Origin of the sequence: Vagococcus sp. (assembly GCF_052102835.1) — a bacterium.
Taxonomy (GTDB): Bacteria; Bacillota; Bacilli; order Lactobacillales; family Vagococcaceae; genus Vagococcus.
Window position 1 is genome coordinate 75,246 of the sequence record NZ_JBQEIL010000004.1, and the last position, 20,980, is coordinate 96,225.

At 34.2% G+C, this 20,980-nt stretch carries 17 protein-coding genes; 12 read left to right on the plus strand and 5 right to left on the minus strand.

The window, feature by feature from the left end:
- Positions 1-33: 33 nt before the first annotated feature.
- The 9 genes from mmsA (at position 34) to ACTJFD_RS05315 (ending at position 10,563) form a co-directional block, all read left to right on the plus strand.
- Positions 34-1,566, plus strand: a complete 1,533-nt coding sequence (mmsA, locus tag ACTJFD_RS05275; protein WP_442260101.1) for a multiple monosaccharide ABC transporter ATP-binding protein — start codon at positions 34-36, stop codon at positions 1,564-1,566.
- The gene (mmsB, locus tag ACTJFD_RS05280) at positions 1,566-2,762 is read left to right on the plus strand and encodes a multiple monosaccharide ABC transporter permease (RefSeq protein WP_442260103.1); all 1,197 of its coding nucleotides are present in this window, start codon (positions 1,566-1,568) and stop codon (positions 2,760-2,762) included. The genes mmsA and mmsB overlap by 1 nt, the downstream gene beginning before the upstream one ends.
- 12 nt (positions 2,763-2,774) lie before the next feature.
- Complete coding sequence (gene xylB / locus ACTJFD_RS05285; protein ID WP_442260105.1) at positions 2,775-4,271, plus strand: xylulokinase; 1,497 nt, start codon at positions 2,775-2,777, stop codon at positions 4,269-4,271.
- Positions 4,272-4,360: 89 nt separating this feature from the next.
- Entirely contained in the window at positions 4,361-5,359 is a 999-nt protein-coding gene (locus tag ACTJFD_RS05290; RefSeq protein WP_442260106.1) for an aldose epimerase family protein, read from the plus strand.
- Positions 5,360-5,466: 107 nt separating this feature from the next.
- Complete coding sequence (locus ACTJFD_RS05295) at positions 5,467-6,141, plus strand: response regulator transcription factor (protein WP_442260108.1); 675 nt, start codon at positions 5,467-5,469, stop codon at positions 6,139-6,141.
- Between the two features lies 1 nt (position 6,142).
- Positions 6,143-7,147, plus strand: coding sequence for a sensor histidine kinase (locus ACTJFD_RS05300; protein ID WP_442260110.1), 1,005 nt, complete (start codon positions 6,143-6,145; stop codon positions 7,145-7,147).
- 110 nt (positions 7,148-7,257) lie between these two features.
- The gene (locus tag ACTJFD_RS05305; RefSeq protein WP_442260112.1) at positions 7,258-8,016 is read left to right on the plus strand and encodes an ABC transporter ATP-binding protein; all 759 of its coding nucleotides are present in this window, start codon (positions 7,258-7,260) and stop codon (positions 8,014-8,016) included.
- Between the two features lie 2 nt (positions 8,017-8,018).
- Positions 8,019-9,953: an FtsX-like permease family protein gene (locus ACTJFD_RS05310; RefSeq protein ID WP_442260114.1), complete on the plus strand. Its 1,935-nt coding sequence runs from the start codon at positions 8,019-8,021 to the stop codon at positions 9,951-9,953.
- Positions 9,954-9,975: 22 nt separating this feature from the next.
- Positions 9,976-10,563 carry a hypothetical protein gene (locus ACTJFD_RS05315; protein ID WP_442260115.1) on the plus strand — a complete coding sequence of 196 codons (588 nt, stop codon included), beginning with the start codon at positions 9,976-9,978 and terminating at the stop codon, positions 10,561-10,563.
- Between the two features lie 65 nt (positions 10,564-10,628).
- Here the strand turns inward: ACTJFD_RS05315 and ACTJFD_RS05320 are convergent, their stop codons facing one another.
- Positions 10,629-11,615 carry an Rgg family transcriptional regulator gene (locus tag ACTJFD_RS05320; protein ID WP_442260116.1) on the minus strand — a complete coding sequence of 329 codons (987 nt, stop codon included), beginning with the start codon at positions 11,613-11,615 and terminating at the stop codon, positions 10,629-10,631.
- Between the two features lie 133 nt (positions 11,616-11,748).
- On the opposite strand from ACTJFD_RS05320, the gene ACTJFD_RS05325 reads away from it, so the two are divergent.
- Positions 11,749-13,017, plus strand: a complete 1,269-nt coding sequence (locus ACTJFD_RS05325; protein ID WP_442260118.1) for an MFS transporter — start codon at positions 11,749-11,751, stop codon at positions 13,015-13,017.
- A gap of 77 nt (positions 13,018-13,094) precedes the next feature.
- Here the strand turns inward: ACTJFD_RS05325 and ACTJFD_RS05330 are convergent, their stop codons facing one another.
- A complete protein-coding gene (locus tag ACTJFD_RS05330; RefSeq protein ID WP_442260119.1) occupies positions 13,095-13,397 on the minus strand; it encodes a hypothetical protein in 303 nt (100 codons plus the stop codon).
- A 273-nt stretch (positions 13,398-13,670) separates the two neighbouring features.
- Here ACTJFD_RS05330 and ACTJFD_RS05335 point away from each other — a divergent pair, with 273 nt between their 5' ends.
- Positions 13,671-14,447 (plus strand): sulfite exporter TauE/SafE family protein, encoded by a 777-nt coding sequence (locus ACTJFD_RS05335; protein ID WP_442260120.1) that lies wholly within the window; start codon positions 13,671-13,673, stop codon positions 14,445-14,447.
- 99 nt (positions 14,448-14,546) lie between these two features.
- Positions 14,547-15,884, plus strand: a complete 1,338-nt coding sequence (locus tag ACTJFD_RS05340) for a M20 family metallopeptidase (RefSeq protein ID WP_442260122.1) — start codon at positions 14,547-14,549, stop codon at positions 15,882-15,884.
- A gap of 54 nt (positions 15,885-15,938) precedes the next feature.
- On the opposite strand, the gene ACTJFD_RS05345 is transcribed toward ACTJFD_RS05340, so the two are convergent.
- The 3 genes from ACTJFD_RS05345 to galT form a co-directional block, all read right to left on the minus strand.
- Positions 15,939-18,344: an InlB B-repeat-containing protein gene (locus ACTJFD_RS05345; RefSeq protein ID WP_442260124.1), complete on the minus strand. Its 2,406-nt coding sequence runs from the start codon at positions 18,342-18,344 to the stop codon at positions 15,939-15,941.
- Between the two features lie 143 nt (positions 18,345-18,487).
- Positions 18,488-19,468 carry a LacI family DNA-binding transcriptional regulator gene (locus ACTJFD_RS05350; RefSeq protein ID WP_442260126.1) on the minus strand — a complete coding sequence of 327 codons (981 nt, stop codon included), beginning with the start codon at positions 19,466-19,468 and terminating at the stop codon, positions 18,488-18,490.
- Positions 19,469-19,485: 17 nt separating this feature from the next.
- The gene (galT, locus tag ACTJFD_RS05355; RefSeq protein ID WP_442260128.1) at positions 19,486-20,973 is read right to left on the minus strand and encodes a UDP-glucose--hexose-1-phosphate uridylyltransferase; all 1,488 of its coding nucleotides are present in this window, start codon (positions 20,971-20,973) and stop codon (positions 19,486-19,488) included.
- Positions 20,974-20,980: the final 7 nt, after the last annotated feature.

A 20,980-nucleotide genomic window follows, 5' to 3' on the forward strand; every position in this document is an offset into this window, starting at 1 on the left:
TTATTGTCTCATTAAAAAGGGTAGGTGAATGAATTGACAGGGTATATTTTAGAAATGAAAAATATCACTAAAGATTTTTCCGGTGTGAAGGCTCTAAATGATGTTAACTTACAGATAAAAAAAGGTGAAATTCATGCGCTATGTGGTGAGAATGGGGCGGGCAAGTCAACATTAATGAAAGTTTTGAGTGGTGTTTATCCTCATGGAAATTATGAAGGAACCATCAATTATAAAAATCAAGAGTGTCAATTTAAGGATATTAAAGATAGCGAAAAAAAAGGGATTGTTATTATTCACCAAGAATTAGCATTAATTCCTTATATGTCGATTGCAGAAAATATTTTCTTGGGTAATGAGATTGCGAAGCACGGTGTTATCAACGAGGATGTGACCATCACCGAAGCTAGAAAGTATATGGAAATTGTCGGTTTATCGGAGCCACCTAGTACATTGATTACAGATATTGGCGTTGGTAAACAACAATTAGTTGAAATAGCCAAAGCGATTTCAAAGAAGGTCGAAATTTTAATTCTCGATGAGCCAACAGCAGCGTTAAATGAGGATGATAGTGAGAACTTGTTAAAATTATTAAAAGAGTTTCAAAAACAAGGAATGACATGTATTATCATTTCCCATAAGTTGAATGAAGTAATGAGTGTATCAGATTCGGTAACGATTTTACGTGATGGTAAAACGATTGAAACACTAGATGTTAAAGAACATCAAGTGACAGAAAATCGGATTATTAGAGGCATGGTAGGTCGTGATTTAGATAACCGTTATCCAGATTATGAGCCAACGATTGGTGGTTCTTATTTTGAAGTAAAAGATTGGACAGTCTATCATCCACTTCATCAAGATCGTAAAGTGGTCGACCGAGCAAATTTATCAATTAAAAAAGGTGAAATTATCGGAATTGCTGGATTAATGGGGGCAGGCCGTACAGAATTAGCTCAGAGTATTTTTGGTAAGAGCTATGGTACAAATATCAGTGGAACTATTCTCAAAGAAGGAAAAGAAATTAAGCTTAATAATGTGAAAGATGCGATTGATCAAGGATTAGCCTATGTAACAGAAGATCGGAAAGGAAATGGTTTAATCTTAATTGATAGCATTAATCAAAATATTTCACTGGCAAGTTTAAAAGATATTGCCAAATCAGGGGTTATTAATGAAAACGAAGAAATTAAAAATTCTGAGTATTACAAAGAAAAAATGAAAATTAAAAGTCAAACTGTTTTCCAAGAAGTCGGCAGTTTAAGTGGTGGAAATCAGCAAAAGGTAGTGCTTGCGAAATGGTTACTTTCTAACCCTGATATTTTATTTTTAGATGAACCGACTCGCGGAATTGACGTGGGTGCAAAGTATGATATTTATTTGATTATTCAAGAAATGGCTAAAACCGGTAAAGCGGTTTGTATTATTTCTTCTGAGTTACCTGAAATTTTAGGAATGTGTGATCGGATTTATACTATGAACGAAGGTCAACTAACAGGTGAGTTTAAAAAAGAAGAAGCAACGCAAGAACTTTTAATGGAATATATGACTAAGAAGGTGGAGAGATAATGAATAAGGCAAACGAAGAACATGGCGATAAAAATGTTCCTATTTTTAGTATTTTGAAAAATGGCTTTCAAAAATACAGTATGTATTTCTTTTTAATTATTATTATGATTGTTTTTCAATTATTAACAAATGGAGTCTTGTTACAACCGCTGAATATTACAAACATTATTTTACAAAACAGTTATATTTTAATTTTAGCAATCGGAATGTTGATTTTAATTGTTTTAGGTGATATTGATTTATCTGTCGGCTCGATTGCAGCTTTTGTTGGAGCTCTTTCTGCCATTTTTACGATTAAGTTTGGTTTGTCGACTCCTGTTACTATTCTTTTATGTTTAGCAATTGGTCTCTTGATAGGTGCTTTCCAAGGTTTTTGGGTAGCGTTTGTTAAAGTTCCAGCTTTTATCGCAACTCTAGCAGGCATGTTAATCTTTCGTGGCTTAACGATTGTGGTTTTAGATGGAAAATCACTTTCACCTTATCCAGAAAGTTTTCAAAAAATAAGTTCAGGCTTTATTCCTGATATTGTTCAAAATGATGGAATTCATGTTTTATCTTTAATTATTGGTGCTATTATTATTGCTGTTTATGTTTGGAGCTCTTTTAAAACAAGAGGTAAAAAAGTTAGTTTTGGTTTTCCAGTAGAATCTAAGGGAATTTTCTATGCTAAATTGATTGCGTTTACAGTTGTGATTGCAGCGTTTGTTTATACAATGGCTTCTTACGAAGGCTTACCTAACGTTTTAATTATTTTAGCAGTCTTGATTTTAATTTATCGTTTTATCACAGTACGAACAACGCTAGGTCGTTATATCTTTGCGACAGGTGGAAATGAAAAAGCAGCAGCTTTATCAGGGATTAAAACACGTAAAATCAAATTTATGATGTTCATGAACATGGGACTTTTATCTGCTATTGCCGGAATTATCTTCTCAGCTCGTTTAAATGCAGCGACAGCAACAGCAGGAAATGGTTTCGAGTTAGATGCGATTGCAGCATGTTATATTGGTGGTGCTTCGGCTTATGGTGGTGTCGGGACCATTCTTGGAGCCATCGTTGGTGGTTTAGTTATGGGTGTTTTAAACAATGGGATGTCACTACTAGGAATTGGTGTTGATTGGCAACAAGCCATCAAAGGATTTGTGTTACTTTTAGCCGTAGCCTTTGATATTTATAATAAAAATAAAGCAAGATAGAGGTGTCACAAAATGGGATACGTTCTTGGTATTGACTTAGGAACAGGCTCGTTAAAAGGAATTTTAATGAATAAAAAGGGTCAGATTATTGCAACAAGTTCAGCAGATTATGAGCTGCTTCAACCACAAAAAGGGTTTATGGAGCAAAACCCAATTGATTGGGTGACAGCTTGTCGAACTATTTTGACAAGGCTTAAAACTGAAGTCGCTGATTTTACTGAAAAGTTAGAAGGAATTAGTTTTTCTGGGCAAATGCATAGTTTGGTTTTATTAGGTGGGAAAAATGAGGTCTTACGCCCTGCAATTTTATGGAACGATACACGGACGACCGCTCAGTGCGACCGCTTGATGACAGAATTTAAAGAGGAGCTCGTTGCAATCACAAGTAACGTTGCTTTAGAAGGATTTACGTTACCTAAAATACTTTGGGTTCAAGAGAATGAACCTGAGATTTGGTCTCAAGTCCGTCATATGATGTTGCCGAAAGATTATCTCGGGCTTTGGCTGACGGATCAGTATTATATGGATTATTCAGATGCATCTGGGACAATTATGTTAGACATGGATCAGAAAGCATGGTCACAGGACATCTTAGAGAAATACGACATTCCACGTGAGTACTTACCAACATTGATTGAATCATCTGGAATGATTGGTCTTTTAAAAGAAGAGCTTATTGAAGAATTTGGTTTTACTCAAGCCGTTAAAGTTTTTGCTGGTGGTGCTGACAATGCTTGTGCGGCCGTAGGTTCTGGTGTTTTGGCGGAAGGAACAGGGATGATTAGTATTGGAACATCTGGTGTCTTTTTATCCTATGAAACCCAAAATCATACAAATTATCAAGGTAAATTACACCTTTTTAATCATGGAGTCAAAGATTCCTACTATTCTATGGGGGTTACTTTGGCAGCTGGGCATAGCTTGACTTGGTTCAAAGAAACTTTTGCAAAAGATTTAAGCTATGACGAATTACTATCAGGAATTGAAAAACTCCCCGCTGGTTCAAATGGTTTGTTATTTACTCCATATATAGTAGGAGAACGAACGCCTCATACCGATAGTAAAATTCGTGGTAGTTTTATTGGATTGGATACAAATCATACGTTGAAAAATTTAACGCGTGCTGTTCTTGAAGGGATTACTTTTTCGTTACGTGATTGTAAAGAACAAATGACTGTTTTGACAGATAAGACATTTGAACAAATTATTTCCGTTGGTGGTGGAGCAAAAAATAAAGAATGGCTCCAAATTCAAGCAGATGTTTTTAATGCTAAAATCGTTTGTTTGGAAAGTGAGCAAGGTCCTGGTGTAGGGGCTGCAATGATCGCAGCACTTGGACTGGGTTGGTTTCAGACAATGCAAGCTTGTGCGGAACAATTTGTGAATTATCGTGAAGTAATCGAACCTAATCCAGAACAAGTGGTTCGTTACAATGATATTTACCGAGAGTATCGTAAAATTTATCCGGCAACGAAAGAAATTTGTCATGACTTAACAGATTTAAATTAACCAGTTGCTAAAAATTATAAAAAGGTTAGAGATTGACTTTTTAGTCGATCTCTTTTTTGTAAAGAATAGACCAGAAAGCAGGGAATGAGATGGAAAAACAAAAGATTTATGAAGTGAGCAATGAGTATTTGAAATTAAAAATAATTCCTTATGGTGCAACATTAGTTAGTTTAAAGGTGAAGACCAAAGAAGACGGTTGGCTTGATGTTGTTTTAGGACATGACCAGTTGGAAAATTATCTGACTTATGGACAGACTTATTTTGGTGCAACTATTGGGCCAAATGCCAATCGTATGAAAAATGCGTCGTTTAGATTAGAAGAACAAACATATCAGCTAGAAAACAACGAAGGGGAAAATAATCTACATAGTGGAAGTACAGGCTTTCATCAAGCACAGTGGGAAGTTGTGACGTCGGAAAGTGATCGGCTTATTTTGAAGCATGTTTCATTAAAAGAAAAAACAGGTTTTCCTGGTAGGTTAGAAACAATCATCACTTATGAACTTTTTGATCATAAATTAAGTATCACATTTGAAGGACAAAGCAATCAGACGACTTTGTTTAATCCAACGAATCATAGTTATTTTAATTTAAATGGTCATGGAACAGGAACGATTGAAGAGCATCGACTCACATTAAAAGCATCAAGTTATACTCCAGTAGATGAAGCCTTTATTCCAACAGGTGAGATTCGTAAAGTTGAAGGAACAGCATTTGATTTCCAACAAACAAAAATAATCGGCGTCGATATTAATACAGAAGATGAACAGTTGAAGTTAACGGGAGGTTACGATCATAATTATGTATTAACGACGCCAAGCTTGAGTGTCCCTTTTGCGAAAGTTGTCGGTAACCAAACAGGTCTACAGTTAGCGGTGAGTACTAATTTACCAGGAGTTCAATTTTATACGGGGAATGCAATACCAAAAATGATTGGAAAAAATGGTGTTTATTATGCTAGTCGTAGTGGTTTTTGTTTAGAAACACAATATTATCCTGATGCTATCAATCAAGAAAACTTTGTTAGTCCAATTCTTGAAGCAGGGCAAACGCAAAGTTATACAACAATTTATGCTTTTTCATCATAATTTTGAATTGGTCGAATTTAGTTTGATTACTAAATTTCACCAATTTTTTTATTCTTTTGGTGTGGTATAGTTAGATGAATAAACAAACAAGGAGAGGTGGTGAGAAGATGAATCAACGAATTTTTATCGTTGAAGATGACCCGACAATAGCGGAAACGTTAAAGGAGTATTTAACTCAGTGGGGATTTGTTTGCCAAACGGTGAGCGATTTTCAGAAGGTCACTTTTGAAATCGAGGAATTTAAAGCTGATTTAGTTTTACTTGATATTTATTTACCTTTCTATAATGGGTTCTACTGGTGTCAAACGTTACGTCAAACTTCGGAAGTACCGATTATTTTTATTTCTTCGGCAAATGATAATATGAATATGGTGATGGCGATGAATATGGGCGCGGATGATTTTGTAGTTAAGCCTTTTGATTTAACTGTTTTGGTTGCAAAAATCCAAGCTTTATTACGACGAAGTTATCAATTTGGTCAAAGTCATCAAGTTATCTTTTCAAGTTACCAGTTGCTTCCTCAGGAAAACAAGGTAGTTGGAAGTGAAGGTAGTGTTGATTTAACACCAAACGAAAGCAAGTTATTGTTACTTCTTTTTCAAACAGCCGGGCGAATCGTGACTCGCGAAGAGATGATGGAGAAACTCTGGGAAAGTGATGAGTTTGTAGATAGCAACACACTTTCAGTCAATATGACGAGGTTACGCAAAAAACTAGGTCCAATAGGTCTAGATAAAAGAATCCAAACGGTTAAAAATCGAGGGTATTTATTGGAGGAATAAAATGAAAAAAAAATTTCTTAAATCTTATTTAAAGGCCAATTTAAATATTTATCTGTTGTATTGTTTATTGTTTTTCACCTTTCTTTTTACGGTGTATTTATACCGTCAACCTCTGTTTATATTAATTGATGGTTTTCTATTTACTTTTCTGATCTTGTTAGTTTGGACGATGATTGATTTTCGTAAAAAATATCAACAACATCAATTTTTAGAATGGTTAAAAAAGCAAGACGGTTTTTATTCGGATCAATTAAAAAAAATACCTGAGGCAGCTTCACCTTTAGCGCAAGACTATGCTGAGTTGTTCCGATTAGCAGTTGAAGAAAAAGAAGTGCTTCAACAAAATTTAGTGGAACAAAATCAACAGCTTCTTGATTATTATGGAATGTGGACGCATCAAATCAAAACACCGCTTGCGGCTTTAAATTTATTGGTTCAAGCTCAAGAAAATCAGAGATATGCAAAGCAAATGAAAAATGAAATGTTTAAAATGGATGATTATTTAGGGATGATGCTACATTATTTAAAATTAAATCATTTAGAAGAAGATTTAGTCTTAACAAAAATCAATGTTTTTCAAACTGTTAAACAGGTCATTCGAAAATACGCTTCATTTTTTATTCAAAAAGATTTAAAAGTAACCATTGTTCCTTTTGAACGGGAAATTGTAACAGACGAAAAGTGGTTTGTTTTTATTTTGGAACAAGTCATCTTTAACAGTATTAAATATACGAAAAAGGGTGGCTTGACTATTGATTTTAAAGAGGAGCAGCTGTTAATTAGTGACACAGGTATTGGGATATTACCACAAGATTTACCTCGTGTATTTGAAAAAGGTTATACCGGTTTTAATGGTCGAGAAGATAAAAAGGCCACCGGTTTAGGATTACATATGTGTGAAGCGATTGCCCAACGCTTAGGGATGGAAATGAAAATCAGCTCAACGGTGAATCAAGGGACTACAATGAGTATAAAAATGAAGCAAATTGATTACGAGAATGATTAAATAAGCCAATCTTACAAAAGTGTAAGGTTGGCTCATTTATTGTAAGTAGGTTTTTTCTAAAAAGTTTAATATGATAAGAGTATAGAAAAAACGGATGGGAGAAATTAAAAATGAAGCGATTAGAAGTTAAAAATGTTAAGAAAATTTATCATACTCGTTTAGGGGGTTCTAAAGTTGAAGCCTTGAAAGATATTAGTTTTTCAGTCGAGCCTGGAGAATATCTAGCGATTATGGGAGAATCTGGTTCGGGAAAAAGTACACTACTTAATTTACTTGCAACGTTAGACCAGCCAACTTCTGGAACGATATTATTGAATGGTATGAATGTTGAAACAATCAAAGAACAAGAAGCTGCTATTTTTAGAAGGAAAAATTTAGGTTTTGTTTTTCAAAATTTTAATTTACTAGATAATTTTTCAATTAAAGATAATATTTTGTTGCCTTTAGTTTTGGCAAAAACCTCTTTATCTGAGATGGAAAATCGATTGTTGAATTTAGCACCAAAATTAGGATTGACAGATTTATTAGAGAAATATCCATACGAACTTTCAGGTGGACAACAGCAAAGAGCTGCCGCTGCTAGAGCGATTATTACCCAACCTGAGATGATTTTGGCAGATGAACCAACGGGAGCGTTAGATTCTAAAACATCAGCCCAATTATTGGCTTTATTTCAACAGTTAAATGAAGAAGGTCAAACGATTTTAATGGTGACACATAGTACGGTTGCAGCAAGTCATGCTAAGCGTGTCTTATTTATAAAAGATGGACAAGTCTTTAATCAATTATATCGAGCGAACCAATCAAATGAACAGTTTTTAAGTACGATTTCGGAAAATATGACAGTCTTACTAACAGAGGAGCGATAGTGATGTTTTATTTTAAATTAGCAATCTCCAATTTGAAGAAAAATAGGTCTATTTATGCTCCTTTTATTTTATCCATGTCCTTTTTGGTGATTCTGAATGTTATTATGCAAGTTCTTTTAAAGAATAAAGGCATGGAGACACTTCCAAGTGCTCAAGCAGCGTTAACAATGTTTAATTTTGGAAGTATAATCATTATGATTTTTACGATTATCTTCTCAATTTATACAAATAGTTTTTTGCTGAAACAACGGAAAAAAGAACTCGGTCTTTATAACATTTTGGGTTTAGGTAAGCGTGAATTGACACGTGTAATGGGGTGGGAAACACTAATCTCATACCTGATAACAATGGGATTAGGATTGCTCGTGGGGACAATTTTTGCCAGACTATGTTTTCTTATTTTTAAAAGAATGATCAATGTCACAAATGAATTTAGTTACGAATTTTCAGCGAGCAGTTATGTAACATTAATACTTCTTTTCTCATTTGTTTTTTTGCTTCTTTTTTTGCTTAATATATTCCAAGTGCGAAAAGTCAATCCAATAGAACTCTTAAAAGGTGGACAACAAGGTGAAAAAGAGCCTAAAGTAAAATATCTATCTGGAATAATTGGTGTTGCTTGTATTGTTTCTGGTTATATTATTTCATTAACCATTCAATCGCCATTGGAAGCCATTAGTTATTTCTTTATTGCTGTTGTCCTAGTTATCGTTGGAACATATGGTGTTTTTATGTCGAGTAGTCTTGTGATTTTAAAGTTATTAAAACGAAATAAAAAATTTTATTATCAACCGAATCACTTTATTTCAGTTTCAAGTATGATGTATCGGATGAAGCAAAATGCGGCAGGCTTAGCGAGTATTACTATTTTATGTACAATGGTTTTAGTGACGTTATCGACAACGGCGAGCCTTTACTTTGGCTCAGAAGATGTCTTGAAAAATCGTAACCCTTATGATATCAGTATTGTTACTAAAAATAGTGGAAAATGGCAACAGCGTTTACAAGAGGTTGCGGAAAAGAATGATGTTTCAATTGATGAAATCAATGATGTTTCTTTTTTAGACCAAGTAATGGTTGTACAAAAAAAGGGAAAATATGAAGCTTTACCACGTCAGAAATTTAGTAAAAATGCTAAGTTTTTAATTCTTATGTCTGCGAAAGAATATGAACGCTTGACGGATGAAAACTTAAATTTGAATGAGGATTCAATTGCTACATTAGAAAATTATCCAGATAATCAATTGGTATTAGAGGATCGAAGTTTTAAAGTTCAGAAGAAATTAAAAAATTCATCATTCATGCCAGCAATTGAGGGAATCATGGATACTTATTTAGTGGTTTTTGCGTCAGAAGAGATAGGGTTAGATTGGCTAGAAACTTTTGTACCGGATGATATTGAACCGGAAACGACTGTTTTTATGACAATGAATGGAATGAAAAATGATCGATTGAAATTAGCACAAACGATAAAAAATGAAGTACGTCAAAGTGAAGGAAATCAAAGTTTTTCATCGATTGATTTAGACCGCAAAGAAAGTAAAGTTTTTATTGGTGGTTTTCTTTTTCTAGGCTTGATATTTGGCTTAACTTTTACAATTGCGACGGGGATGATTATTTACTACAAGCAAATATCAGAAGGTTATCAAGACAAAGAACGTTTTGAAATTATGCAACGTGTTGGGATGAGCCATCGAGAAGTTCGTAAAATTATTCATGGCCAAATTTTAATGGTTTTCTTTTTTCCAATTGCTCTAGCGACGCTTCATTTAGGCTTTGCTTTCCCAATTATTCGTAAATTATTACTTCTCTTTGGCTTGGGAAATTGGAAATTATTATTACTAGTTAATGTGATAACGGTCTCTATTTTTGTATTAATTTATCTGTTAATGTACTGGCAAACCTCAAAAGTTTATTATAAATTAGTAGAGAGGTAGTTAAAGAAAGAAGGGATGGAAGATGTTAGCTTTAAGCCAAGAGTTTACTTTGTTAGCTTTTAAAGAAAACCAAAGGGTGAGTTACGATCCAAACTTACGTTTAAGTTTGGTTACAGCTGCGCTATTAGATTTATTATTTGATGATGTGATTATTTTTGATAACAAAAAAGTCAAAGTCATCCAGAAATTATCAGGGCGATTGTTATTTTTAGCACCATTATATGAGGTGTTAGCTAAAAAAGAGACGATTAAACTAACCAAAATTTCTGAACTTTATAGTTATAAAAACAAGGAATTTAAAGACTTATTTGGTCATCTTGAAGAATCAGTCCATTCAATACCAGATCAAGAAGGTTACAGAAAAATTGTAATTGAACGATTAAAAGAACAAATCGAACGGAATGAATTAGACATTCAAAGTGTGATGTTATTGACGTTTTTAAATAAAAATCGTAAACTTAAAAATTATTTTACAAGGGATGAAAGTGAAATAATTAAAATCATTTTGAAACAAGTGAAAGAAAATGAAGGTAACCAAGCGTTAATCACGATGGTTAATAACATTGAGGCTGTAACAGTCGCCATGATGAGTAGTGCGATTTTTATTTAGTTGTACTTTATAAGCGATTAGACCAGAGTGAAAGCTTTCTCTCTGGTCTAATCGCTTTTATTTTTTTAGACAAAAATAAATGAATTTGGATTATTTAAAGATGAATTTTTTAAGGCTTGAAAGAGTTTTTGATAATTGGTGTAGAGGGTAGGTTGGTCTAGAATTTTGAAAAGTGATAAGGCTTGTTCGCACTTTTGAATACCGTGCTCTCGTGAATTAAAAATGATTTGATACCATCCTTGGTAAAAAATGAGCAGAATATTATTGAAACAGTCTTGCTTATCTTTTAATAATTTTTCAGCAATATCAAGCGTTTCTTTTGCCCATTCTTGTTTGCGATAATTAACAAAAAGGGAAAAACTTGAGAAAATAATTTCCATTCGAGTGACTTTCATTGAGGGCAACCCAATTTCTTTTTCAGTTCTTTTTAAAGCTAATTTTAGTAGCGTATAGCTTTGTTCTAATGGAAAAGAAAAGAGGAATAAACGAAATAAAATAATTTCAAAAACACCCCAATTATCAACGGAAACCAGATAGGTAGAAATGGGTTGTGACGTTTTTTTTATACGTGTCATAACATCTTTAATGTATTTAAAATTATCCTCTGGAAGCGTTCGTTTTAGATTGGTCTGCATACTAATGATTAAGATGTCAATATAAGTAAGTAAAAAACGTTGCCATCGAACGTCACGTTTTAAATAATTTTTAAGTAAAGTTAATTCAGTTATTGCCGTTGGATACCCTGTTTTTTCAGTATTTGAATTTATTTTGATGACTTTAGCCAGTTGCAAATAAAAATCACTTGATTGATACATCATTAAAGGTGAAAGATCTTGGTTCAGTGTTGGATTTATTTGTAAAGAGCGTAAATAAAAAAATTCTTCAACGGTCATATTGATTTGTTGTAATAAACGTTCGAAACGTACCAAACTAATATTAGATTGTCCTTTTTCAAACTTACTAATAAATGAAACGCTGTTCATCTCATCAGAGACTTGTTGCAAGGTGAGATGACGACTTTCACGTAACGATCTAAATAAAGCACCTTCCATTTTAAAACTCCTTTCCACTATAGTGTAATTATAAGTAAGGTTATTATATCGTATTATATACTTAATTTACATCTCAAAGTAAGAATAAGATGAGTAATAAATTAAAATATAAAAAGAAAAGAGTGGAGAATAAATGAAAGAATATCGTCGGAACTCGGGGTATCGTGCCTTATTCAATGCTGGAATCTTGACTTCAATTGGAAATAGTTTGTTTAATATTGTTTTTGTTGTCTATGCAAGCCAGCAACCTTTTAATAAACTAGCAATTATGCTAGCTTCGTTAACGATGTTTATTCCGGTTTTTTTAGATGTTTGGATGGGGCATTTGGCCGATCAAACGCTTAATAAAAAAAGATGGATGGTTATTTCTCGGTTGTTACAAGGTTTACTTTTTATCTTGTTAGCTTTTTTAGTGACGTTGCCTTCCTCAATAGCTTTGTTTCTTACATTACTTGTAATTAATGTTGTTTCGGATTGTTTGGGAGACTACGGCAATGGTTTACGTCTACCTTATTTCAAATCACTTGTCGCAACAGAGGAACTTGATGCAGTGATGGGATTTCAAATGTCAGCGACAACACTGGTCCAGTTAATTTTTCAGGGATTAGGAGGCTGGGTGATTGTTTGGCTGAACTATGAATATCAAATCTTTGGATTTATCAATGCGTTCTTTTTCTTTTCAGCAGCCTTGGTTTTATTTATTCATCAAAAGGATTTTATTCTCAAAGAGGTAGTCACGCCACTAGCTGTAACAGAAGGGGGTCAAAAATTATCTTTTAAGTCCAATATAAAAGAAACAATGGTGTTATTAAATAAAAATATTTTGCTAAAAATGGTATTGATTATGGCTTTATTAGTAAATTTATTTGGGACCTCAATCACTGGTTTATTGAATATCAGTCTTTTAGATTTAGGTAGACTTTGGTTTCAGTCCTATGCGCAAACCATTTCTTTAATCGGAGTCAGTTTATCAGTTGGTTTAATTATTGGGTCCATTTGGACAAACGATTTCTTTAAAAATTGGGAAATTAATCGTTTGATTCGTTGGGCATTACTGGTCATGATTGCATTTCCACTCAATCTGTTATTCATTCAATCCCGCGTCTTATTATTTGTCAATTTACTGGTCTTGGGTTATTTTTTAGGAAAAGTTAATCCACGTTTTTCAGCCACTTTAATTCGTGATGTTCCACAAGAAAAGTTAGCGATTACTGGAGGTATTTTTCAAACCATCGTCATGATTGGTGGTCCTGTCGGGCAACTGATTTTTTTAGGGAGTGCGAATCTACTCAACAGTACTGTAAGTTGGAGTTTATTTTTAGTTCTCTCATTCGTTGTTCTCTTTTTTACCGTTTCGATTGAGAAAGACGCATTGAAAAAAATGAAAGAGAGTCAAGTTTAAAAAATAGTCTCAATCAAAATAACAGTTAAAAGTGAGAGGAGGATAATCAATCGCCTCCCTTACTTTTAATTGTTGTTTTATTTTGATTTTTTTAAATGCTGACTCATTGCCTCTGTATAACTTCTAGGTAATTTAATCTCTAGTGGGTGTTGCTGCCGTCTTTCTAAACACGTTGCTAAAATCTTTTGATAGTCGGCTTCCCAACTGGAAAAATGAGGATGTTCATCGAGCAATCGTAACATCTTTCGAGCCTCTGCTAGTTCTATCTCGAAAATCTTTTCTTCTCGTGCTTGTTCTAAATAGTGATAAAATTTAGTACTGATTTCCTCTGTGGTTGCTCTTTTTAATTTAACTAATTCATTCTCTTGCCAGTAATACATATGAACCCGTCCTTTATGTTTATTAGATAACAAAAAAACAGCTCACCATGATGCGAGCTGTTAGTAAAGAACGCACTATGGTTTACGACGGAAGCACGTTGCCTGTTTAAGGTACGTTGCTGTGAGGTCATAGTGTCGTATCACTACCTCAACTCTTCATAGTTTACTGTTTAGTTGTTAACTAGAGAATAAAGGATAACTCAGTGGAAGTCAAGAAGATTTCAGTGTAGAATAAAAGATATCTCTTTGTTTTTAATTTAAAGGAGGAAGAAAATGATAGGCTGGATCTATTTTTTCATTATTATATTAGCGAATAGCGTTGGAGCGATTTCAGGAATGGGGGGTGGCGTAATCATTAAACCACTGATGGATGCGATCAATGTCCACCCGGTATATGCAATTTCTTTTTATTCAACGGTTGCTGTTTTAACAATGTCGATTGTTTCAACTTTGAAGCAATTAAAGAATGGGATGCAACTTTCGATTATGACAGCCGTTTTATTGTCTTCTGGTTCGGTAGTAGGTGGTATTTTGGGAAATGTAACTTTCGAAAGATTACTTCATTATTTTCCAAGTGGTCGTGAAGCCTTACTAATTCAAATCGGTTTAACTCTAGTAACATTAATAGGGTCCTATTGGTATAGTTTATCCTCAATGAAAAGTCTTGAACGAGATTCACAAGTCAGTCAACTATTGGTCGGTTTTTTATTAGGCTATCTAGCTAGTTTATTGGGAATAGGTGGAGGACCGATTAATGTTGCTTTGTTGATGTATGTTTTTGGTTTTAGCATGAAAAAATCAACGGTTTACTCAATTGTGATTATTCTTTTTTCACAATTAGCGAAAATACTGACGATTGCAATGACAAGCGGTTTTGGTCGCTATGATCTGAGCGTGCTAACTTATATTGTTCCTGCAGCGATTATTGGTGGTTTGCTAGGAGCAAGCCTAAGTAAAAAAATGTCAACGAAACATGTTGGTTTGGTTTATCGTTTAGTTATTTTATTTGTTTTGATTCTGAATGTGATAAATGGAATTAAAGTGATTTAATCGTTGTTTTTTATCTAGAATAAACATGACATAAATCGGACGATTGGTGTATAATAAGAGAGTATGAAAACGAATTCTCAAAAGAAGAAAGGTGATTTCATGAAACAATTTGTAACAGAAAAACATAAAAAAGAAGCAATTATATCTCTGCAGCGTTTAGTAAAAGTTCCTTCTTATTTACAAGAAGCAGTTCCGGGTGCTCCTTTTGGACAAGATGTTTTAGATTGCCTAAAGGAAACATTATCGTTATTTAAAGAAGAAGGCTTTTCAACGTATATTGATCCAGAAGGTTATTATGGCTATGCTGAGATGGGTGAAGGAGAAGAAACATTTGGTCTGTTATGTCATTTAGATGTCGTGCCTCCTGGCGATGAAAGTTTATGGAATGTGCCGCCATTTTCTGCCACTATTGAAGAAGGAAAAATCATAGGCCGAGGGGTTCAAGATGATAAAGGTCCAACGATGGCAGCTCTTTATGCATTAAAAGCAGTTTTAGATAGTGGGGCTAAATTAAATAAAAAAGTTCGATTTATTTTTGGAACAGATGAAGAAACACTATGGCGTTGTATGGATCAATATCATAAGCACGAAGGTCCAATCGATTTAGGTTTTGCACCAGATTCGAAATTTCCATTAATTTACGCTGAAAAAGGTTTGCTACAAGCGTATGTGACAGGTGAAGGAAGTACTGATTTTACCTTTACTGGTGGTACAGCTTTAAATGTTGTGCCTGACTCAGCAACGTATAAAGGAATAAAACAAGAAGAAATCAAAGTAGAGTTAGATAAGCTAGGTTATGACTATCAAGAAACAGCCGACGAGATTACTGTGGCCGGGCAGTCGATTCACTCTAAAGACGCACCAAAAGGAATTAATGCGAATACTCGCTTAGCTGAGGCAGTCAGTCAAGTGATTGACCATCCAGCCATTAACTTTTTAGGAAAAGTAGTCAAAGCGGATGCGAATGGTTTTAGTGTTGTTGGTGATGTAAGCGATGAAGCTTCAGGTAAATTAACTTTTAATACAGCAACGGTTGAGATAGGTTCTAAAGAAACAAAAATAGGTTTAGATTTGCGTTTACCAGTGACCTTTACAAAAGAAGAAGTCGTTGCTCGTTTAGAGAAAAAATTAGTCGACTTTAATTTAAGCTATGAAGAATTTGATTATTTAGATTCACTTTATGTGCCGGTTGAATCAGAGTTAATTCAATCTCTTTTAGGGGCTTATCGTGATGTGACAGGTGATATGAGTGAGCCTCTTGTTTCAGGTGGAGCAACTTTTGCGCGCACAATGAAAAATTGTGTGGCATTTGGAGCGATGTTTGCTGATACCGTTGATACCATGCACCAACCAAATGAAACTTGGCGATTAGATGAGATGGAACGCGCGATGGTAATCTATGCTGAAGCGCTTTCTCGTTTGTGTTTTGAAAATTAAGAATAAACTGAACCCCCTATGAAAGCAATGAAGTGGCTTTCATAGGGGGTTGTTTTATTTAATAGTTATACGATCTTTAAGCTCCCAAGTAATGCTTCCTTTTTCATAAGTATCTGCTAAGTTTCCAGAATGAAGTTCTAAAAACAAACCTTGGTTGGTTCCTTTTAATGGATAGTTTTTTTGTAATACGTTTTCTGTGGAGCTTTGTTCAATTTTTTTGAAGTCACTATTTAAAGTGACCTTAGGTGTAGAATGATTGGATAGATAATAAATATCACCTAATAATTTCTGTTGTTTTTTTGTACTTTCCATTTCTTGACTTAACTTAGCTCGTAATTCCCATTGACTGTTACTGCCCATTGTGTTGATAACATTTAAAGTTGTAGGAGTTGTCAAAGCAATCTGTTTTGTTGTTCCATTATTAAAGTGACTTGCTTGAAATACAAGTTCTTTCGCAGCGTTTAGATTTAAAGCTCCAGTATAGACATAAGTAATTTCTAGATTATTAGCCGGGACGACACTAGGGTGTGGAGTAACTTCTGTTCCATTAATTTTAACTTTTGTTAAATTGGAATGATGGTTATAATTAGAATAATTGGTATTGATGCTTTTAAGGATAGTTGCCAAAGATTGTCCTACTGGATAACTGTTTGTTTTTTGTGTTACTTTAGCAGGTGGATTTTTTGAAAAATCAAAAATATCTTCATAAGTTTTGCTAGCCGTTAATAATTTATGGTGGAAAGTAATATTTACATTGTCTGTTTGCCATTGGGCGTATAAGGTTATGTTTTGAGCTAGATTTTTTCCATTGATTTTAGAGCTTAATCCATAAGAAGTTCCTGTCCCATCAGCTTTAGTATTCCAGCCGATTATTTTATAGCCTGTTCGCTTAAAGGTAGTATTGTTTTTAAGCGTAATCGCTTCATTTTCAACTGTATAGGCTTGTTTTACTGTTTGATTTGTTGCATCATTACTTTGGTAAGTAATGTTATATGTGATTGGTTGATAGAGTATTTTGACTTCTTGAATTTTATTGCTTCCAGTCGGTTGTTGTGGTAAAGTTTGACCACTATTCGTGTAATGAGTTATTTGTTTTCCCAAGCTAGAAGTATTGATAATATCACCTATTCTAAAAGGAAGATGATAGGTTACAATAGGTGACAAACTTTTAGTTGGTGTTGTTTTTGAATAATGTCCAATGTTAACCGTTTTAGGAATATCAGCAATCTTATGAGTTTCAACTTCTCTGCTATCTTCGGGAGGAGGAGTTGTTTCTTCGACTCTATTTCCAGGAAAATCTGAATATTCTACATAATAACCTTCCACTTTTGAATCATTGAAGCGTCGGTAAGAAACATCATTCCAAAATTCAACACTCGCGTTGTTGATATTAGGTTGGGCAAATTGTAAAACCTGTTCGTTAAATCGACCTCCTCCTCCTGAATTATTCGGTTCTGAAAGGACGCGGTCTTTTTTATTGTTATCTTTATTATTGAACCAATCAAAACCAATTTTACTTGGTGCATCTTTAGCAGGTGTTTTATTAGTATACTCTTTTCGATTATAGAAGGCTTCACCAGACTCAGGGCCGGTTGCCCAATACCAATAAGTTGCTAGACTTTCAAAATTATAGACATCCGATAAGTCACTTTCTAAATAACCCCCGGTGGGCGTTCTAGCGATTAACTCTGTTTGATTATCGATTAGACTACCATTCTTAAAACGAATTCTTGTACCACCTAAATAACCAGAATTTTTAGCAATTTTATCGTAAACCCAACGTTGTTCCTCCTTCGAGGTTAAGGTTGCTAAATAGCCTCGATAACCACTCATACTTCTTTTCTTAGCGTCATTATAGGCGTCGAACCAATTATAAGTTGCATCTGTTTTATCTGTTATTTCAATAAACTCATAGTAATGAATTTTTCCGTAAATATCAATCCAAGAAGTATAAACATTACCTCTAAGATGTACTTTAATCTGTTCTACTTCTTTTTTTTCACTACCTTTTTGTTTAAAGCGTAAAGATTCTAACGTTTTTTTGATATTACTAAGTGTATTATCACGGTCCATTGCGAATACCAAGCTTTCATAGCCATTTTCCGAAGCATTTTCAAATTCACGCCAGTAGGAACTGGGTTTCTGATAGTTATCAATTTGTAAACTTTCTGGATAAGTTATTTCAAGCATTTTATACCGGTAATTCACTTTATCGGCTAATGTTATTTGACTAAGTGAAAAGGTATCTTCAGTTTTTAAAATAGAAAAATCAATTTCGCCAATTTCTTCTGCTTTTTGTGAAATTGGAAAACTATCTTGGGGGACCTGTTCTATTTTGTTTTCTTTTGCATTTTGGTGGTTTGTTGTATTGTCTTCAGAGAAAACCACAGTATTTGTTAACAAAAAAAGATTTATTAAAAGAAGTAATATCTTTTTAAATAAAGATTTTCTATGTACCATAATATCCTCTCCTATCAACTAATTATAAGATGTCATGTCTTTTAAGTCAACGTTACAACTAGTTAATGTAGTTTTTAGGATTTTAAGAATGATAAAAACTCCTCTTGTTAAAGAAATTGATATCTTTAACAAGAGGAGTTTATTTAAAGGGTTGAATCTCGTGTAACTAATTGAGTGCTAATCATGGTTTTTCTCGGAAGAGGGGCGGGATCTTCAATTAAATCTACGATAAGTTTAACAGCTAATTCACCCATCCACTCCGTCGGAATATTGATAGTCGTTAAAGCTGGCGTGACATATTTAGCAATGCTTATATCATTAAAACCAATAAGTGAGAGGTCTTTCGGTATCTGAATACCTTCCTCTTGGAAAGCACGCATGGCACCAATCGCAAGCGCATCACTTGTTGCAAAAAGAGCACTCGGTATTTTTTTAGTCTGCTTAATAAATTCTTTAGTGGCTAAATAACCAGCATCGACACTAAAAGGAGCGGTATACAACCACTCAGGTCGGTACAAGTGCAACTGTTTTAATCGTTGCTTAAAAGCGATGAGTCGTGGATCTATAATTTCTGTTTGTTGAGTTGTAAATTCTATCCCTGAAAGGATACCAATTTCTTGATGTCCTGCAGCAATGAAATAGTCAATGACTTGATTAACAGCTTGCTCAAAATCAACGGTTAAAGAATCAATTCCTAAATTAACCGCGTTGGAATCAACAACGAGAAGTGGTTGATTAAGGGCTTTTAATTTTTCTAATTGATTATCATCAAATTTACCTAATGCAATAATACCGTCCGTCATGTTTTCGGAAACTTGATCCATTGGCTCCTTTAAGAGTGAAAGATTAAGTTCTTCTGCCTTGGCTTCAATTCCAAGACGGATAGCTAAATAATAAATATCAGCCAATTCTTCATCTTCATCATACCATTGGATGAAACGAATTGTTTTTTGCTGTGTTTTTCGTTTGGATTTATATTTTGTATAATTTAGTAACTCGGCTGTTTCAAAAATTCTTTTTTTAGTATCTTTTCCAACGGATAAACGGTCATCATAATTTAAAACACGAGAAACAGTGGCCGGTGAAACCCCCGCTTTTTCAGCAATATCTTTAATGGTTGCCATCGATAATCCCTTCCTTTCTAAAGAGTATTTACAAAGGAGGTAAAGGCATTCCTTCCTTTTTGATCTCGCTTGAAGACACCTGCATCTTCAAGTACTCTGGCAAAAATGTTCCCAATCTCTTGACGAACAATAGTCTCAACATTTTCTTTATTAATTAAGTTATTTTTCTTTAAATCATTCGCCCAATCAAGATGATAAGCAGCGATTGTATTGGGTTGTTCCAATAAATATTTTTTCACTTCTGCTAATTCCGGAACCAAACGAGGGGGTAAAATAGCTAACCCCATGACTTCAATCAAACCAATGTTTTCTTTTTTGATATGATGTAAGTCACGATGTGGGTGGAAAATTCCTTCTGGAAAATCTTCTGAGATATTATTATCCCTTAAAACAAGATCAAGTTCAAAGTTTTCTCCATTTTTACGTGCGATTGGAGTGACCGTATGGTGAGGTGTCCCATCCTCTGAATAGGCATTAATGTCTAGTTCAGGGCAAGAATATTGTTTCCAAGCATTAAAAACATAGTCAGCAGCAGCCACAAGGTCATTCGCATTTGGTCCACTGAGGCGAATAACAGACATTGGCCATTTGACAATTCCTGCTTGTACAGCTGGGAAAACGCTAAGCGTAAATGGTGTCTCAATAGGAGCGTTAGCCATTGCAAAATCAGCACGTCCCCCTTGGTAGTGATCGTGTGACAGAATAGAACCACCTACGATTGGTAAATCAGCATTTGAGCCGACGAAATAGTGAGGGAAAATAGCAACAATCGCTAATAACCGACGAAACGTTTCCTGACTAATTACCATTGGCCGATGTGTTTCTGCTAGGAAAATACAATGTTCATTATAATAAGAATACGGAGAATATTGTAACCCCCAGCTTTCTCCGTTAAGATTCATTCGAATAATACGGTGATTTGTACGGGCTGGGTGGTTTGTTCGTCCAGCATAGCCTTCATTTTCCATACAAAGTAGGCAAGAAGGATAATGGCTTTGTTTCGCATTTTTTTCGGCAGCAATTTGTTTAGGGTCTTTTTCAGGTTTTGATAAATTAATCGTAATTTCCAATTGTCCATATTCTGTTGGAACCGAATAAGCAATATTTTTCGCAATCGCGCGTGTTTTAATATAATCATTTGTTTTAGAAAGAGTATAAAAATAGTCAGTTGCCTTTTCAGGTTGGTCATCATAATGTTGCGCGAAAAGAGCATTTAAAATAGAAGGTGGTGGGGTTAGAAAATCCATTAGTTTTGCTTCTAACTGTTCTTTTTGTGAAAAAGAGTTATCAATGACGTTGTTTTTTTTCGCAATCCCGATTAAAAAATCCAATAAATCAAGGACGTTTAAATCTTCAATCGAGTGTTTCACACTTTCACTTTCAAGAGTTTCTTCACCCACTAAAGCTAATAAACGATTTTGTAAATAAAGACGATCCATTTCCATCCATTCCCCATAATGAATAGCAAAGGTTGTAAAGTCATAAATTGTTTGGCTAATTGACATTATAAAC

Excerpts from the sequence above, each read along its gene's own strand:
- ACTJFD_RS05290 (WP_442260106.1), top strand. The coding sequence starts at position 4,361 with ATGGAAAAACAAAAGATTTATGAAGTGAGCAATGAGTATTTGAAATTA.
- ACTJFD_RS05335 (WP_442260120.1), top strand. The coding sequence starts at position 13,671 with ATGATAGGCTGGATCTATTTTTTCATTATTATATTAGCGAATAGCGTT.
- galT (WP_442260128.1), bottom strand. The coding sequence starts at position 20,973 with ATGTCAATTAGCCAAACAATTTATGACTTTACAACCTTTGCTATTCAT.
- ACTJFD_RS05300 (WP_442260110.1), top strand. The coding sequence starts at position 6,143 with ATGAAAAAAAAATTTCTTAAATCTTATTTAAAGGCCAATTTAAATATT.
- mmsB (WP_442260103.1), top strand. The coding sequence starts at position 1,566 with ATGAATAAGGCAAACGAAGAACATGGCGATAAAAATGTTCCTATTTTT.
- ACTJFD_RS05330 (WP_442260119.1), bottom strand. The coding sequence starts at position 13,397 with ATGTATTACTGGCAAGAGAATGAATTAGTTAAATTAAAAAGAGCAACC.
- ACTJFD_RS05325 (WP_442260118.1), top strand. The coding sequence starts at position 11,749 with ATGAAAGAATATCGTCGGAACTCGGGGTATCGTGCCTTATTCAATGCT.
- ACTJFD_RS05310 (WP_442260114.1), top strand. The coding sequence starts at position 8,019 with ATGTTTTATTTTAAATTAGCAATCTCCAATTTGAAGAAAAATAGGTCT.
- ACTJFD_RS05350 (WP_442260126.1), bottom strand. The coding sequence starts at position 19,468 with ATGGCAACCATTAAAGATATTGCTGAAAAAGCGGGGGTTTCACCGGCC.
- ACTJFD_RS05345 (WP_442260124.1), bottom strand. The coding sequence starts at position 18,344 with ATGGTACATAGAAAATCTTTATTTAAAAAGATATTACTTCTTTTAATA.
- ACTJFD_RS05315 (WP_442260115.1), top strand. The coding sequence starts at position 9,976 with ATGTTAGCTTTAAGCCAAGAGTTTACTTTGTTAGCTTTTAAAGAAAAC.
- xylB (WP_442260105.1), top strand. The coding sequence starts at position 2,775 with ATGGGATACGTTCTTGGTATTGACTTAGGAACAGGCTCGTTAAAAGGA.
- ACTJFD_RS05320 (WP_442260116.1), bottom strand. The coding sequence starts at position 11,615 with ATGGAAGGTGCTTTATTTAGATCGTTACGTGAAAGTCGTCATCTCACC.
- ACTJFD_RS05340 (WP_442260122.1), top strand. The coding sequence starts at position 14,547 with ATGAAACAATTTGTAACAGAAAAACATAAAAAAGAAGCAATTATATCT.
- ACTJFD_RS05295 (WP_442260108.1), top strand. The coding sequence starts at position 5,467 with ATGAATCAACGAATTTTTATCGTTGAAGATGACCCGACAATAGCGGAA.
- ACTJFD_RS05305 (WP_442260112.1), top strand. The coding sequence starts at position 7,258 with ATGAAGCGATTAGAAGTTAAAAATGTTAAGAAAATTTATCATACTCGT.